Source organism: Pedobacter westerhofensis (assembly GCF_900182595.1).
In the GTDB taxonomy this organism is placed as follows: domain Bacteria; phylum Bacteroidota; class Bacteroidia; order Sphingobacteriales; family Sphingobacteriaceae; genus Pedobacter; species Pedobacter westerhofensis.
In genome coordinates this window covers 66718-83278 of sequence record NZ_FXTN01000014.1, presented here as the reverse complement: position 1 = coordinate 83278, position 16561 = coordinate 66718, and the positions used below count along the sequence as shown (strand labels likewise).

General features: G+C 44.2%; 12 protein-coding genes. 5 read left to right on the top strand and 7 right to left on the bottom strand.

The genetic code is table 11. From position 1 onward, the window contains the following. Positions 1 to 11: 11 nt before the first annotated feature. Entirely contained in the window at positions 12 to 3056 is a 3045-nt protein-coding gene (locus FN831_RS23840; protein ID WP_142530724.1) for a SusC/RagA family TonB-linked outer membrane protein, read from the bottom strand. Positions 3057 to 3220: 164 nt separating this feature from the next. On the opposite strand from FN831_RS23840, the gene FN831_RS23835 reads away from it, so the two are divergent. Both FN831_RS23835 and FN831_RS23830 read left to right on the top strand, forming a co-directional pair. Then, positions 3221 to 4135 carry a carbohydrate kinase family protein gene (locus tag FN831_RS23835; protein WP_142530723.1) on the top strand — a complete coding sequence of 305 codons (915 nt, stop codon included), beginning with the start codon at positions 3221 to 3223 and terminating at the stop codon, positions 4133 to 4135. A gap of 105 nt (positions 4136 to 4240) precedes the next feature. Beyond that, a complete protein-coding gene (locus FN831_RS23830; RefSeq protein ID WP_142530722.1) occupies positions 4241 to 5017 on the top strand; it encodes a 3-keto-disaccharide hydrolase in 777 nt (258 codons plus the stop codon). A 204-nt stretch (positions 5018 to 5221) separates the two neighbouring features. Here the strand turns inward: FN831_RS23830 and FN831_RS23825 are convergent, their stop codons facing one another. Both FN831_RS23825 and FN831_RS23820 read right to left on the bottom strand, forming a co-directional pair. Continuing rightward, positions 5222 to 7525, bottom strand: a complete 2304-nt coding sequence (locus tag FN831_RS23825; RefSeq protein ID WP_246101729.1) for a family 20 glycosylhydrolase — start codon at positions 7523 to 7525, stop codon at positions 5222 to 5224. A gap of 26 nt (positions 7526 to 7551) precedes the next feature. Next, positions 7552 to 9453 (bottom strand): beta-N-acetylhexosaminidase, encoded by a 1902-nt coding sequence (locus FN831_RS23820; RefSeq protein ID WP_142530721.1) that lies wholly within the window; start codon positions 9451 to 9453, stop codon positions 7552 to 7554. A gap of 203 nt (positions 9454 to 9656) precedes the next feature. Between FN831_RS23820 and FN831_RS23815 the strand changes: the two genes are divergently transcribed. After that, a complete protein-coding gene (locus tag FN831_RS23815; protein ID WP_142530720.1) occupies positions 9657 to 10388 on the top strand; it encodes an adenylate/guanylate cyclase domain-containing protein in 732 nt (243 codons plus the stop codon). Between the two features lie 45 nt (positions 10389 to 10433). Here the strand turns inward: FN831_RS23815 and FN831_RS23810 are convergent, their stop codons facing one another. Further along, the gene (locus FN831_RS23810) at positions 10434 to 10658 is read right to left on the bottom strand and encodes a CDGSH iron-sulfur domain-containing protein (protein ID WP_142530719.1); all 225 of its coding nucleotides are present in this window, start codon (positions 10656 to 10658) and stop codon (positions 10434 to 10436) included. Positions 10659 to 10873: 215 nt separating this feature from the next. Next, complete coding sequence (locus FN831_RS23805) at positions 10874 to 11059, bottom strand: hypothetical protein (RefSeq protein WP_142530718.1); 186 nt, start codon at positions 11057 to 11059, stop codon at positions 10874 to 10876. Between the two features lie 152 nt (positions 11060 to 11211). Here FN831_RS23805 and FN831_RS23800 point away from each other — a divergent pair, with 152 nt between their 5' ends. Further along, a complete protein-coding gene (locus FN831_RS23800) occupies positions 11212 to 11346 on the top strand; it encodes an alanyl-tRNA synthetase (protein WP_142530717.1) in 135 nt (44 codons plus the stop codon). A 53-nt stretch (positions 11347 to 11399) separates the two neighbouring features. Further along, the gene (locus tag FN831_RS23795) at positions 11400 to 12002 is read left to right on the top strand and encodes a hypothetical protein (protein WP_142530716.1); all 603 of its coding nucleotides are present in this window, start codon (positions 11400 to 11402) and stop codon (positions 12000 to 12002) included. Positions 12003 to 12062: 60 nt separating this feature from the next. On the opposite strand, the gene FN831_RS23790 is transcribed toward FN831_RS23795, so the two are convergent. Beyond that, positions 12063 to 12689, bottom strand: coding sequence for an HAD family hydrolase (locus FN831_RS23790; RefSeq protein WP_142530715.1), 627 nt, complete (start codon positions 12687 to 12689; stop codon positions 12063 to 12065). 200 nt (positions 12690 to 12889) lie between these two features. Next, positions 12890 to 16252 carry a TonB-dependent receptor gene (locus FN831_RS23785; RefSeq protein WP_142530714.1) on the bottom strand — a complete coding sequence of 1121 codons (3363 nt, stop codon included), beginning with the start codon at positions 16250 to 16252 and terminating at the stop codon, positions 12890 to 12892. Between the last annotated feature and the right edge of the window lie 309 nt (positions 16253 to 16561).

Sequence of the window (16561 nt, the reverse complement as noted above, 5' to 3'; positions counted from 1 at the left end):
CATTTATGAGGTTATAAAGAGAAGTTTACGCCGAAGTTGAAAGTACGTGCAGAGGGATAAGGAACATATTCAATACCCGCTGACGGAACCCCGCCCACACTTTTATCTACATTTACTTCGGGATCGAAGCCTTTATATTTGGTGATGACAAACAGATTTTGTCCGTTCACGAAGATGTTCAATGCTTTAATCGATTTACCGATATTACCCACATTATATCCCAGTGTGGCATTAGCAAGCTTCACGTAATTGCCATTTTCAATATACCGTGAAGATGCAGCAATTGGGTTAGCCAGAGATTCCTGTATGGCATTCCCAATCAAACCGGAGTAGATGTTACGTGTTCCAAGGTTTGGAAGCGGCAATACTGAGTTCAGTGTATTATTATAAATCTTCTGTCCGAATGAACCATTGAAGCTGGCATTGAGCGATATCTTTTTATATCTTAGGTCTGCGTTAAACCCCATTACTACTTTGGGGTTGGGATTTCCCAGATAATAGTAGGTGAACCCGTCATCGGTGAACATGGAGAATCCCTGTGCGTCAAGCCCTTTGTATTCACGTGTCACCATTCCGAATAAAGGCAGGCCACTTTGGATCACTTCCAATGTTACGCCGCTCAATCCCTGTCCGCTCAGTGATCCGGTTTTGATGATACCATCTATATTCTTTGCTTTATTTTTGATGAAGGTTACGTTACCGCCAAGATTAACCGCAAAGTCTTCCCTTGCGATCACGCTGGCATTCAGCGTAAGCTCTACCCCTCTGTTTGAGATTTCCCCCGGAAGGTTTACCCATGTAGCCGTTACACCGGGATTTGCAGGCGCGAAGGGGATCTGAGGGAACAGCAGTCCGGTTGTAGTCTTGTCAAATAAATCTACTGAACCCGTCAGGACGTTCTTGAACAAGCCAAAATCAACCCCAATGTTTGTCTGTTTGTCCGACTGCCACTTTAATCTCCGGTTTTCATTATTCACCCCAACCAAAGTCTGTTGTCCGTTAGAATAAGTATAATTATACCGCTGTTGTGAAGATCCCGAAGGGAATTCCTGATTACCTGTGCGCCCGTAACCAGCCCTGATTTTGAGCTGGTCTATCCACTCTACTCCTTTCATGAAATCTTCGTTTTTGATATTCCATGCGGCTGCAAATGATGGGAAATATCCGTATCGGTTATCAGAGCCGAATTTAGTAGATCCATCTGTCCGTAACGTAGCGGTGAGCAGGTACTTGTTATCGTAATTAAAAATCGCCCTTGCAAACCAGGATTGTAATTGTGTTTTGGGATCGTTGAAAGAATACAAGCCTCTGTTGGCTGGTGCTGTAACCTGCATCACGTCAGTATAGTCTACAGGAATTTCACCAAATCCTTTTCCCGTGCTCACCAGGCCTTTGTTAATATAATTGGTATATTCATAACCTACAATCGCATTAAGGTTTAGTTTACCAACAATCTCTTTATTAAAGTTCAGCGTGTTGGTAAATTGCTGGGTGATCAGCTCGCTGTTTGAAATGCTGGCGTAACCGCCCAGAAAATCCCCGTCGGCCTGCACGCCCTGGAGGTTCAGAAAGCTTCGGATAGACTGTCTTCTGTTACCTGTGCTGTAATTGATACTGGCCAGCATTCTATACTCAAGCCAGGGAGCAATCTTATAGTAAGGGGAAACGCTGCCCAGAATGGTAGAAACTTTAGACCTGTCGCTGGTAGCCTGGGACATTGCGATGGGATTGATGATCGTAGATCCTTTTTCTATAAATACAGATCCATCAGCATTATACAGCGACCTGGTAGGGTTCCAGCTCAGTGCCTGACTGATGAGGCTTCCTGTGAAACCGGCATCAGTTGTGATCGGCGCGATGCTTTCGGTATACTGATTGCTGATCAGGCTGACATCAAGGCCCAGTTTTTTGCTTTCCAGGAACTTAAAGTTGCCATTAAATGCCCCGCTATATTTTTTAAAGTCGGTGCCAATAATAATACCCTGCTGGTTCTGATAGCCAAAGGATGCGCGAAAAGTGTTGCCATTACTTCCGCCGCTGATCCCAATGTTATAGTTTTGGTTATAGCCCGTACGGGTAATGGCTTTCATCGCATCTACATTGCCGCCGTAATCGCCCGATGTTAATCCATATTGTTTTAAGGCCGCCCTGTATTCATCCCCGTTGAGCACATCAATTGAACGAGCCATATTACTGACACCGGCACTTGCACTCACATCGATCTTGGTTTCCCCGGCCTTGCCCCTTTTGGTAGTGATCAGCACTACGCCGTAAGCCGCCCTGGATCCATAGATTGCCGTAGCAGAAGCATCCTTAAGGATTTCCATGCTGGCAATATCCGAAGGATTGATAAAGTTGAGCGGGTTGCCGCCCGTAGCGGTGCCCAGGTTAGTTGTTCCTACCTGTCCGCCTGCTGTAGGACTGGGCCTGGCAGACCTTCCGTCAAGTGCCACACCATCTACAATATAAAGAGGCTGGCCCGTGCCGGTCATTGCCGTATTTCCACGGATACGTACGGTAGTTGAACCACCGGGCTGACCACTGTTATTAATCATTTGCACACCGGCCACCTTACCCTGAATCAACTGATCAGGGGCCGTAAGCGGGCCCTTGTTAAAGTCTTTGGCAGATAATGTCGCTGCCGCACCTGTAGCATCACTTTTTTTAACCGAGCCGTAACCTACAACAGTGACTACCTCCAGATCTGTTCCTGACAAGAGCACCACATCAACAATCGTTCTTCCATTGATATCTACCGTTGTGGATTTCAATCCCACGAAACTAAAGATCAGTTGCTTTGCTGTAACCGGGATGGTAATAGTATACTTTCCATTTGCATCAGTCAGCGCCTTAACGGTAGAACCGGCGACAGCGATGGTGGCCCCGGGAAGAGGATTTTTCTCATTATCTGACACAACACCACGCAAAATCGTTTGAGCATAGGAAGAAAAATTAAGGAGAATGAGAGCAGAACAAAAAAAGAATATTTTTTGCCATACAAGAGATTGCGGCCTGCCAGCAGAGGCAAACCACTTTTGTGGTAGAAAGACATTCATACGTTACAATTTGGTTAGGTTAAATAATAATTCTGAAAAATATTCACCAGCAGGAGATCTTGTTATCCTGCAAATAAAGTATCATCATCATATAAATATACACAACTAATTGTTACAGTGTATTCCAAAATATAAAAAAATATTTCTCTACATTGGATTGAATTATGAGCAAAGAATCTATTAAACCAACTATTATATGTTTTGGCGAGATCCTCTGGGACAATCTTCCATCGGGGCGTACTGCCGGAGGGGCGCCAATGAATGTGGCCTACCACCTGAACCGGGCGGGTGCAGAAAGCCAGCTGATCAGCCGCGTTGGGAATGATCAGGCGGGTACTGATCTGATTGAATTCTCCAGACAAAAAGGGCTGCCCACCGTGCTTTTACAGACCGATCCGCTGTACCCCACCGGCGAAGTGATCGCAAAGGTGATGGACAACCATGAAGTTGTTTACGACATCCTACCCAATGCAGCATGGGATTTTATTGCCTTGTTGCCCGGGCTTAAAGAACTCGCCTCCAGTGCTGAGGCATTTGTGTTCGGCAGCCTTGCGGCCAGAAACGATGAGTCGCGCCAAACCTTACTGCAAATTCTGGAATCAGCAAAATTCAAGGTGCTGGACATCAACTTACGTGCACCGCATTATTCCCCTGAGGTACTGGAACTGCTTTTGTCTAAAGCAGACCTCCTTAAGCTTAACAGTGATGAGCTGGCACTTTTAACGGAATGGTTCTTCAGTAGCAATGCAGCGGAACAGGAAAGCATCCGCTTTTTGCAGCAAAAGTTTAAGATTGCAGAGATCATCGTTACAAAAGGGGCCGCGGGTGCCAGTTACTATGCGGAAGACACTTCTTACTCCGGCGAAGCATATGCGGTAACTGTTGCCGATACTGTGGGTGCCGGTGATTCATTTCTTGCAGCTTTCCTTTACAAAAAACTCAGCGGCTGTCCGATCGCGGAAACGCTTGATTACGCACTGGCCACGGGAGCCTTTATCGCCAGTAAACCAGGGGCATGCCCTCCGTACACGCTTTCAGATCTGGACCACTTTATCAGCCAGCATAAGCAAAAAGAATAAATCTATTCAGCTAAATATGAATAAAACGATTTAATATCATCGGAGAATTAAAATTAATAATCCTATCTTCATCTTGAAAACCCAGTATAAACTAAATTTTTGAACATGTACCTACACAAAACAATCATTGCCTCCGCCTGCCTTGCAGCATTTGCATTTTCTACCGCGAAAGCACAGGCCAAACATGAGGATACAGAATTTTATACCCCAGTACCAAAAAAGGTAACGCCCGGAAAAACAAACACTGAAGCTCCTTCTGATGCCGTTGTTCTTTTTGATGGCAAAAACCTTGATCAGTGGGTGATGACCGACGACAGAACGGTGCCGGCGAAGTGGATCGTATCCAACGGGATACTTACGGTAGATAAAAAAACAGGTAATATCGAAACCAAACAGTCTTTTGGAAATTACCAGCTGCACATGGAGTGGCGCGTGCCTCAGAATATTTCAGGAACAGGGCAACTGAGAGGCAACAGCGGATTATTCCTGGCCTCAATGGGCAAGGGCGATCTGGGCTACGAACTGCAGATCCTGGACAATTACGACAACAAAACTTATACCAATGGTATGGCGGGAAGTATCTATAAACAGACTACCCCATTGGTAAATCCTTCAAAGAAAGCCGGAGAATGGCAGACTTACGATGTGATCTGGACTGCTCCTACTTTTAAAGCTGACAGTTCTGTAAATACACCTGCCAAGGTTACGATTTTTTTTAACGGCGTACTGGTACAGAATGGTTTTGAGCTGAAAGGGCCAACGCAATATGTAGGCCCTGCGGCATATCGCCAGGCTCATGGACCGCTGCCGGTTAAGCTGCAGGCACATGGTGATAAGAGCGAGCCTGTGAGCTTCCGCAATATCTGGATACGCGAGTTGTAGGGATTTTCTTGCTTCGCTGAAAAAGAAGAGTACTTTATTCCGACTGCATTATTTTGCTGCGCAAAAAAAAGCTAGGTCGGAATAAAGTACTCTTCTTTTTTTAAAGATCAGCTGAAGCGAGATCTCCCAGGGACCGCGCATCCGGCAAACCGGAATCACACTGACCGAAAACTTTTTCTTAAAAGATCAGCTAAAGCGAGATCTCTAGTGTTTCAGCCAGCTGGATGGGATCTCCATTGGCTGCGAACCATTTACGCTATATTTTAGTTTCAGGGTATAACCCCCACCGCCTTCGATAAAATCAAGATTGAGCGGCTGCAAACCCTTGCGGAGCGCTACCTGCCCACTTTTTTCAAAAGGCCCATGCGGACCGTCATTGTCTACAACTTCCCTGCCTGCGATCTTCAGGATACCGCCATCATCACAGTTGAGATAAAAACTATAGATACCATCCGCAGGGATATCCAGGTAGCCCTGGTATTTGAGGCAGAAGCTTGGGGCATCAGCTTTTTTTGGTACGATCACACTGTCAACGGTAAATACCGCCTTAGGCTCTCCCGTAATAGACTTTGCATTTTTGAATTCTCCGGGGTAGTAATTACAGCTTAAGCCAGGGCTGGAAACGAATGTGTTTACAGGTGCTGCCATATCCTGCTGCGTGTACTGCAGATCGTAGATATCGCTTCTTCTGCCCTTTGGCGTAAAAGCTGCGAGCCGTACCGACATGTTTTTGCTGATCTTCAGCGGGCCATTCAAAGCTGTTGAACTAAGTTCGGGCAGGCTGCCATCGGTTGTGTAGCGGAAGCTCAGGTCAGGTAAGGGTTTTACAGGGTTCAGGACGGTTTCATCTGTAAATACATTACGCTCCACCAGGCCGGATACATCCTGCAGGCGATAGCTCACCTGCAGGGCATCGAGACGCGGAAATTGCAGCTTTAAGCGTTTCAGGTAATCCTCATACCTGTCTTTGTTGCTCCACAGTACTTCGGCAAGTGCCGTCATACGCGGAAAGATCATGTAATCGGCACGATTTTCTGAGGGGATCCTTTCCGTCCAGGTATTTGCCTGCGCACCAATGATACCTTTAGCTTCGGCAGCTGTAAGCTTCGGCGGGATTGGGTTAAAATGATAAACTTCGTATAGTGAATTACGGTCGGGCTCATTATCAAAGTATAAGGGGTTTCCGGGCGACATCACTACCTGATTACCATTCTTTGCTGCTTTGACAGGCGCATTTGGAACCCATGAGCGCCAGTACATTACTACCGCAGTAGAGCTGATACCGTCCTCCAGGATTTCGTCCCATCCAATCAGCTTCCTGCCTTTGGAATTGAAGAACTTTTCCATGCGGTTGATAAAATAGCTTTGGAGCTCGGCAGTAGTTTTGATATTATTCTTTGCCATCAGCTCCTTACAGCTTTGGGCCTGCTCCCAGGAACTGCGGTCTACTTCATCGCCCCCAATGTGAATATACTTGCCGGGGAAGATCTCCATGATTTCTGTGAAAACGTTCTGCGCAAATTCAAATGTTGTTTCCTTACACGGACAGATCGGTGTAGTAAACAGCTTGCCCCATTTATTCTCGCCATTGGCTGTCAGGAAGGGATAACTGTTAATGGCTGCCATCATGTGGCCCGGCATATCAATTTCCGGGATAATATCAATGTGGCGCGCAAGTGCATAGGCCACTACACCTTTCATTTGCTGTTGTGTGTAAAATCCTCCATACAGCGTTTTTCCGTCTTTCTGAATGATATGCTTTGGATCAATCACAAAATCAGGGTTGTCGGCGGATTTTTTCATCACGGCAGAATCCTGGTTATTGAAGGTGCGCCATGCTCCTTCCTCAGTTAATTTCGGATATTTTTTAATCTCGATCCTCCAGCCCTGATCATCTGTAAGGTGCAGGTGCAGCTTGTTAAATTTATACAAGGCAAGCAGGTCGATAAACTTCTTGAGGTAATCTATAGAAAAAAAGTGCCTTGAAACGTCAAGGTGCATACCACGCCAGGCATAGGCGGGCTGATCGGCTATGGCCACAGCAGGCAGCGTAACTGTTTTTAACGGCGACTGAACATGTTCATCAGCAGGAAGCAGCTGTCTCAGTGTTTCTATCCCCCTGAAAGCACCTGCAGGTTCTTTTGCGGATAGTACAACGGATTTTGAAGTAACACTGAGGCGGTAAGCTTCAGGCGCTGTAATGGTAGCATCATACTTCAGAACAATAGACTGTTCCGCTGCAGCGCCGCCTGCGATTTTGAGCGGGCTGCCCAGGTATTGTTTCAGCAGCAAGTTTAGCTGTGCCGCTTCGTTATCAAACCGGTGACCCTCAGTAACGATTAGTGTTTTGGCAGTAATGTTAAAACTGCCCTGACCGATTGTTAGCGACGAAGGGTAAGGGATTAAAGGAAATTTACTGTTGCTTTCCTGTGCCTGGGCACCGTGAAATGTACAGCAGCCCAAAATTAGGGCGAGGCTGAGCATTTTACGGTAGTGATGGATTCTCATTATAAATTGTTTTAGATATTAAGCCATTAGTAAACGTGGCGTGCAGCCTCGCTTCTTTTTATCAGTTCTTCTTTTTTGATATTGATCTGTTTGCCTATCGGTTTCCCGTTGCGGTAGGTGACCGCATTGATCTGTGATGCGCCCATTGGAAAATTGAGCACCGAGCCATCATACTTTGCAGCATGCAGATCGGGAAAGGTATTATCAAAAGTATAATAAATCTCCAGTCCGGGCACTTCAGTTGCCATGGTAAGAGATACATCGTTGCGCCCTTCTTTTACAGGTTTAAATATCACATTGTAACAGCTTTTTGAATAATTGATGTCTGCAGCATCCAGCCTGGTAAATTCATTTTCCAGTCGGCTCATAAAGTCGGGCCAGTTCTTTTTGGATTTAGGGCTCCAGTATACTTCTGAAAGTGCAATAGACCTAGGCCATACCATATATTCCATATGCCTGTAGGTAGGCACGGATTCTGTCCACAGGTTACCCTGTCCGCCAAGGATCAGTTTTTCGTCTAACCCTGCGGGAACGGGCTCATAGTTATAGCTGTCGCTTAAACGGCAGAGGCCATAGGTATCAGGTTCCGCCAACGGATCGCCCTGGTAGAGGTCAAGATAAACATAATCCCATGGTGTCATTACTACAGGGTGGTTCATTTTTGCCGCTTCAATCCCGCCGTTCATACCTCTCCAGCTCATTACCGTGGCCGACTCCGCCAATCCGCCCTGCAGGATTTCATCCCAGCCGATCAGTTTCTTTCCTTTTGACTCCAGGATCTTTTCCAGCCGCTTGATGAAATAGCTTTGCAGCTGTTCAACATCTTTTAACCCTTCTTTGGCCATCAGTTTCTGGCAGGCCGGGTTTTTCTCCCAGTAGCCTTTATAAGCTTCGTCTCCGCCAATATGGATATACTGGCAGGGAAAAAGTTTGGCTATCTCTGTAAAAACCTTATCCAGTGTTTTGTACACATCCTCGTTGGAAGGATCAAGCGAATTGTCATCCTGGGGATCTGTTCTCCATCCGGAATTTACACTGTACTGCTTGCGCGTACTGCTCAGCGAAGGGTAAGTGGTGATCATTGCAAGGCTATGCCCCGGAACATCAATTTCCGGAAGTACGGTGACGTACCTGTCCTGTGCATACTTAACGATTTCCTTAATGTCTTCCTGGGTATAGAAACCTCCGTAAGTAGGTTCTTCATTGGCAAGAGCAGGCAGGAACGTACCCCAACGGCCCGTTCTTTTCACACTGTATGCTCCTTTTTTGGTCAATTCCGGTAAACTCTTGATTTCGATCCGCCAGCCCTGGTCATCTGTAAGGTGCCAGTGAAAAGTATTGTATTTATATTTTACCATTTCATCGATAAAACCTTTTACTTCTTCTTTCGTAAAAAAGTGGCGGCTCACATCAAGCATCAGTCCCCTCCATCCAAATCTGGGATAATCGGTCACTTCCACTGAAGGAATGTTCCAGTTCAATCCGGCTTTCAGCTGTTTTGCTTCGATATCCGACGGAAAAAGCTGAATGATAGTCTGTAAACCATAGAAAGCACCTGCTGCGGTATTCGCAGTGAGGACAATCTGCTGCGGACTTACCTTTAAGTGATAGCCTTCTTTGCCAATTTCTGCATCAGTATCCGTATTGAGCAGGATGGTGATTTTTTTTGAACCATTGCTTTTGCTTACATCCACACCGGTGGCGCGCTGAATCTTTGCTGAAAACCATTTCAGGCTTTGCTGAAGCTGTTTGTTTTTTGATTTTAGCTCCAGCGAAACAGAGTTATCCAGAATAAACTCACCAGATTGCTCCCTGACAGATACAGGTTCAGGGATTAAATGAACGCGGCGCGGCTCAGCAGCATTAACGTGAAGTGCAGTGAGCGCAATAAATGCCGTTACAATAAAAAAAAGTTGATTTTTTCGCATATTCTTTGTGGTTCAGGTTAGTTTGAGAACTATTTTAGCCGGGCGGCCAAAACGGCATCCTAAATAAATCAAAAGATCTTGCAAAACCTATTCTTTTTAATTTTTTTAAGAAGTTCGGCACGGTGAGCTTGTCATATCAGGATCTTATTACGGTCACTATTTTCTCAGGACTTTAAAAATCGTATTTTCTTTAAAATGTTTTTATGAGTTTCGCGTCTTCATTCATATACATTAATATCAAGATGATGGAAAACGACTATCTACTACAAAACGGAAACTGCCTGGCAGTACAAAATATAACTCCTGCAGATACTGAACAAGATCTTGCCATCCTGTTCCTGGATATACGCGATTTCACCGGCTTAATGGAAGCGCACCCGGGACAATCTGTTATTCAGCTTACCCGACGGTTATTTACCGCCTTTAACCAGATCATCAAAAACTTTCAGGGCAGAGTTGTTGAAATAGCAGGTGATAATTTATATGCTGTATTTGGCTTGCAAACCAATCTCCGTGAAGCGGTGAATAATGCTTATCAGGCAGTGAGGACAATGTTCACCACCGTGAATCTATTTAACGATGCGGTGCCTGAATATGGCACTCCCCTTGAAATCGGTGTGGGACTGCACGCAGGTAAGGTATTTGTTGGTGAGTTTGCACTGGATGGCCCGGCTCAATTATCCGTGATGGGGCTGCCGGTTAACATCGCCTCGAGGCTGCAGGCTAAAACCAAAGAATTAAATAACGACTTGCTGATATCAGAAAATGCCTACCAGTTACTGGAGCCGGAAACCCTGATATTTGATCAGCAGACCGTAAAATTGCAGGGTATATCACATGGACAGCAGATCCGTTTGGCGGGCAAGCCTTTCCGCAGCCGTGCTTTGCCTGCTGCTGAGCTCAGCTTTGAATACCTTCTTGCCATTTCGGGGTAAAACATAAAAGCCGGTTTGTGCTAACAAAGCCGGCTTTCTTTATGATTATACTTTTTTTGGAGGTAGGTCAAATGCAATTGCCTCATGTTCGAAATGCCCTTTATGTGCACCATCGCAAAATGGCTTATTTTGGGAAAGACCACAGCGGCAAATGGTAAGTACAGTTCTGCCCTGTAATCCATAGGCGTTACCTTCCTTGTCAACGATTTCAAAATCGCCTTCTATCTTCACAGATCCGTTATTATTAATGGTTAGTTTTGTTGTAGACATCTATATTTTATTTCCGGCAAAGCTAAAACAATGGATCTAAAGCCGGCAATCAGATTTCAATTTAGAAACATTCCGTCATGTTAATCTCCGGGCAGGGTTAGCAGGCACTCAGAAAAATCAGGGCATAAAAAAAAGGAGCATCTTTTGGAAACTCCCTTTTCATTTTTTACCCTCCTAATATATTTGTAGAGATTATGTTAGTTGATGCAGCAGTGTTACAGAATCAATAGTCTTGGGTTGATCTTCTTTTGCATCGATGAAGGCAATGTTCTTTTCAGATTGTCGTTATTTTTAAACGATGAAGAATTGGCATTGTCCTGACTTTGCATTTGATCTCCGATAAATAAGGCTTCCTGCTGAAATTTGTCGCTTGTACTCTGAATTTTTATCTGATCTTTCATAATGTTGAAGTTTTTTCAAATTAAAAACAAGCTCAGTGCCATAAAGTTTGGCTTTTTGAAAAAAAAATACCTAAATCGTTTTCGTTTTAAAAAAGGCGCGGAATAATTTTTCAATCCTCAATTTTAAAGATTTTACTTATTTTTACAATGTTATGAATACAGAACAAAAGGATTCAAAAAAGGACATTTTCATCAAGTGGATCAAAAGGATTGGTTTCTGGGGATTCATGTTCTTTTTGATCAAGGGGCTGATCTGGCTTGCTCTTGGTTACTGGGTTCTGAAATAAAGTAATCAAAACAATTCTTAAGGCTTAACCGTTAGGGGCTGAAAATAAGCGCCATGAAGAATCAAATTCCGGAACAGCATACGGGCGGTAAGCTCGACACACAGGCTAAAGCAGAATTTTCAACAGCCGAACTTGCAAATGAATTTTACCAGATTGCCCGAAACAGGCTGTTACGCCCATCCAAATGGGGCGGGATCTGTAAAGTTCCCCTTTCTACTTTCTTGCTTACAGATGCAGAAGGCGCAGCTGTTGACCGCCAAGTGCAGCAGGGAGATTATCTGAAGATAGACATCCCGGGACCAGGACCACATTCCGGCGAGGGTTACGACTGGGTGAGGATTGAGAAGATTGACGAAGAATCTGCCGGCGATACTGAGATCACAACATTGCAGGCAAGACCTGCTGCAAATCCAAAAAGTGAAGACAACTCTACCGCCCATTTTTTCAGCGCTGTCGCGACGTCCACCTTTCAGGTAAAAAGAATAGGAAATACTGTTTATGCAGAAGAACACGGAAGGAATGAGCTGCCAAATACGGATACTGCGCATGCTGGTGATAATATCAGGAACACTCTTATCGGCTGGACAGCAAAAATCGGATTATCTTACCCTCAGTGGAAAAGCCTTGTTCAAGGTATTGTTGATACGGAAGGCTGAACCACCAGGATGACCAGAGAAGGTTAGTGGTAAAGTCCCTTAACCTTCTCCTGTATAAAATTACGACTTTGCTGCTTCGATAGAAATATTTTCCAGAATAGCTTTTGTTTCTTCGAAACTGGTATGGTGAAAAGCATGCATTCCCATCCTTTTTGCAGTTTCGACCTGGAAAATCCTGTCATCAAAATAATAACATTGCTGCGGCCTGGCCTGTGCAATCCCTAATGCCAGCGTAAATATATTAGGGTCGGGCTTACGCATCTTTACATCACATGAGGATACAAAGGCGTCAAAACATTCATGGAGCTTAAATTTCTTTACTCTGTAGGTATTCAGTTCCTTGCCTTCGTTATTTATTGAGATGATCCTGAAACCGCTTTCCTTTTTCCATTCTTTCAACCATTGCAGTAAACCGGGCAATTCAACTGATCTGGAAAATACAAATTCCTTAAAGTCTTCTCTTGTGAATTCTCTTGGGTGATTAAATACGACAGTATCCAGATATTCGTCCAGCGTGATGTTACCGATCTCAAAGACGTTAAAAATATAATTATGGAGCGTGTTCAGCTCGTCATAATCCAGGTTAAACTTTTTTGCCGCCAGTTTACGGGAGTCGTTGCCCCATCCATTGGTTAACAGTACTCCGCCAATGTCAAAAAAAATGATTTTAGGTTCTGGATATTCCATAGTATTTTATCTATAGGTTATTTTATAATCGTAAACTTAGCCAATTGTCCCCAAAATCACTGTATAACTTTGTCATTATTGCATATAGAATATGGCATTTTATACTACTGAAACGTATTCTTACGCTGCGGAAACAAAGCAAAAAAAAAGCAGGCCATCCTTGTTGGACAGCCTGCTTTCAGCATCAGTTTACACCGGTATTAGTTGAAGATATATCTTACACCAATTTGTGCCTGCCAGCGCGAGATCTGGTCAGTATTTACTTTAGAAGATTGAGTTACCGGGATTAAGTTGTTTTTGTCCAGGTAAGGAAAAGAATAAGTTGGCCTTCCGGTGGTAGCATCAAGACCTTTGTAAGTAAGGAGCGCAACAGCACCAGTATTAATACCGCTGTACGTAGTTTGATATGTGCCCCAGTTCTTGTTCAGGAAGTTGCCCACGTTGATCATGTTAAATTCAACACGAATGGTATTTCTTGTTGTTCTGTTTTTACCGGATTTCACAAAGAAGTCTTGTGTAATATTTAAATCCGCACGTTTAAAGTAAGGTAAGATTGCAGTATTTCTTTTTGCAAATTCGCCTCTGTGCTCGCTCAGGTATTTGTCCTGATTGATGTAAGCATTCAGCTGGTTCCACAGTTGAGCTGGTGTCCTTGTATCACCCAGCGCTGTTCCGGATGCTGTAAAGTCAGGAACCAGAATGATGTCACCCTGATTTCTTGGGATATACATAAGGTCGTTCGTTGCACCATCACGGTTGATATCTCCGATACCTGTTCCACCATTTCCTACGATGTAAGAAACTGCACCATTGTTTGAAGCTTCAAAGAATATTCCAACTGAAGTAGCATAGTTTTTACTGTATTCTTTTCTGTAAGCCAGGGAAGCGATAAAACGGTTTGGCATTACATAAGTACTATTAGATAAAACATTACCGTTTGGATCTCCTGAAACAGGTCTTCCGCTCCAGATTGAACTGGCAGTTGAACCGCCGTCGTTCACGTCTTTAGATACAGTATGTGTATAGGCAACATTGGCATAGAAACCACCGAGGAAACTCTTTTGGAGCTGACCGGTAACAAAATAAGAGTAACCTTTATTTGTATTGGTCAGGTAATATAAGCCCGTAATTGTAGGGTTTGCAGCACTGGCAGGCGAACTGTTAATTGTAGTGTTGGCACTGTTGTAACGAATCTGCCCTTCCGTTCCCGGCAAAGTAACATATCCGTCAGAAACCACTAAGTTTTTGGTATAGATTGCATTGATATCTTTGGTGGAGGCAGCCTCGATGGTACCAATAATACCAAATGGCAACTGCTGATCGATGGCAACGTTTGTTCTCCAGATCTTTGGCAGTTTAAGGTTTGGATCAGTTACGTCCAGTTCATAGGAGGTATTGGCAGCAACGGCCCCGGTTGGACGGTTGGCATCCACATTTGGATTGTAGATCAAACGCGGATCATTGGGCGATGCAGCTTTGGTAACGGTACCTGAGCTGAACAATGTTCCGCCGTTAGAGGCCTGGTTAGAGATCCATACAAATGGAGTAAGGCCGGAGAACAAACCAGAACCACCGCGGATCTGAGTGCTGTGATCACCATTTACGTCCCAGTTGAAACCGGCACGCGGCGACATTTGGATTCTGCTTTTAGGCAGTTTTGACACGTCAACCTGAGTACCGCCCTGGAATGTTAAAGCTGCTGCATTGGGATTGGCAGCAAGGTCTGTTGGATAGTAATTATAGTCAGCTCTTAAACCGTAAGTAAGTACAAAGTTTGGCGTTACGCGGTATTTGTCCTGTGCATATAAGCTAAAATTGTAAGATTTGATTTTAGCCAACGGCAAATTGCCACCGTCAGCCGCATTACGGTACGTATAAGCAGCAGCCGGCAAACCGTTGATGAAATCTGAAGCCGAGTTATAGGTATATAAGCCATTGTAGTCAGGAGCAAAACCATTGGTAAAGCTCTGCGACTGGTTGCTGGTACCAAATGTAAACTCATGTTTGCCTGCAAAAACTGTTAAGTCGTCTGACAGCTGGCCGATGTTGGATGAAAGCAAGTTACCGGCAGTGTACAATTCATAACCAAAACTGGTCATGGTTTGGTTGGCAGCAGTAAGTACTGCACCTGTAGCACTTGAGGTTCCGTTACCTATATCAACCATCGGCACATTTGAACCCGAAAGCGAAGAACGGAAATCGCGCAGGGCAGAATATCCTGCAGTCAGTTTATTGGAGATGGTATTGCTGATCTTACTGTTTAATTCCAGCATACCGATGTTAAAATTGTTATTGATCGTATAACCTGAACCTGCAAATGGCAAGGTGTTCACTCCCGGCGCACGGGTTGATCCGTAACCTACACCAGCATTGGTGATTCCTGAATTACTTGCAGGCTGGTCTTTAAATGATTTCAGGTAAAAGTATTTAGCACTTAAAGTATTGTTTTTATTGATGTTCCAGTCTAACTTAACGGTGATCTTGTCACTTTGTGTTTTGTAAGAGAAGTTCTCATATGCACCGGGATCATAGCCATATTTGGTTTTCAGGGTAGTAGCGATTGCTTCAAGTGTTGAGGCCTGTGCCTGAGAAACGTTTGCACCACTCACACCATCTCTGGCAGCAACAAATGTAGATGCCGGATTGCTGATCCGCTCCTGCTCACCGGAAACAAAGAAGAACAATTTGTTTTTGATAATCGGGCCGCCAAGGCTTACTCCACGTGAGTTATAATCAAAAGGAATTTTTGTGATTTTGGTAGTACCGGCATTGTAACCTGTCAAACCTGTACCACGTCCGTAATAATAAACTGATCCTTTAATCTCATTCGTACCTGATTTGATGACAGTATTCACACCTGCACCTGTAAAGAAACCCTGACGAACATCATACGGTGCAAGATCAACCTGGATCTGATCAATCGCATCCAATGAAATAGGCTGTGAACTTGCCTGTCCGCCCAATGTGCCCGACAAACCAAAAGAGTTGTTAAACAAAGCACCATCCACCGTGATGTTGTTGAATGTGCTGCTTCGTCCGCCAAAGCTCATTGCACTGGTAGAACTTGCAGAGGGCGTCAGTTTAGTAAAATCAGATAAAGACCTGTTGATTGTTGGCAAAGCATCAATCTGGGCTCTTGTGATTGTCTCTCTGGCACCTGTGCGGGATGAGTTGATCACTTTACCCTGCTGGCCTACAACATTTACCTGTTTAAGGTCTGTAGCACTGTCTGACAGTTGGGCGTTGATTGCCTCATCCTGACCAATAGATAAGCTAAAATTCTCTCTTACATAGGCATTGAATCCTACATAAGTTATTTTCAATACATAAGGTCCGCCAACTTTAACGTTAATTAAGTTGTAACGGCCGTTGGCTCTTGTGGTAGCCGTGTAAACCGTACCGGTTGGCACATGTGTGAGGACCACCGTTGCGCCCGGGATGGGCGCTTTCCCGTCTGTAACCACACCGTTTACGGATGCAGTAGTTACTCCCTGAGCAAACACAGCATTGCTGGTCCACACAGTTGTAAGCATTAATAAAATTAAAAGTAGTTGTTTTTTCATTCGTAGTTTTTAATAACTCAGTTTCCTTTATTGAAAACGGTACGAAAGTAAAGTTCATGTATTAAGCCAATATTAACAAGAAGTTAACAGCAATAACTTACCTTTTTATGGTGTTTTATTGACAAAAAGCAGGTTAAACAGGACAGAGCGGTATGCCAGATTAAAAATGGATTAAAAACACATTAAAAAATAGTTAATCATAATTGATTAATACTAAAATGTTACAAAAGGAAGAGGAAAATCTTCTGCATCAAAAAAATCAAAAGACTAGACAGGCCTCTAAAAGAAAAGTCCGGCTTAAACCGGACT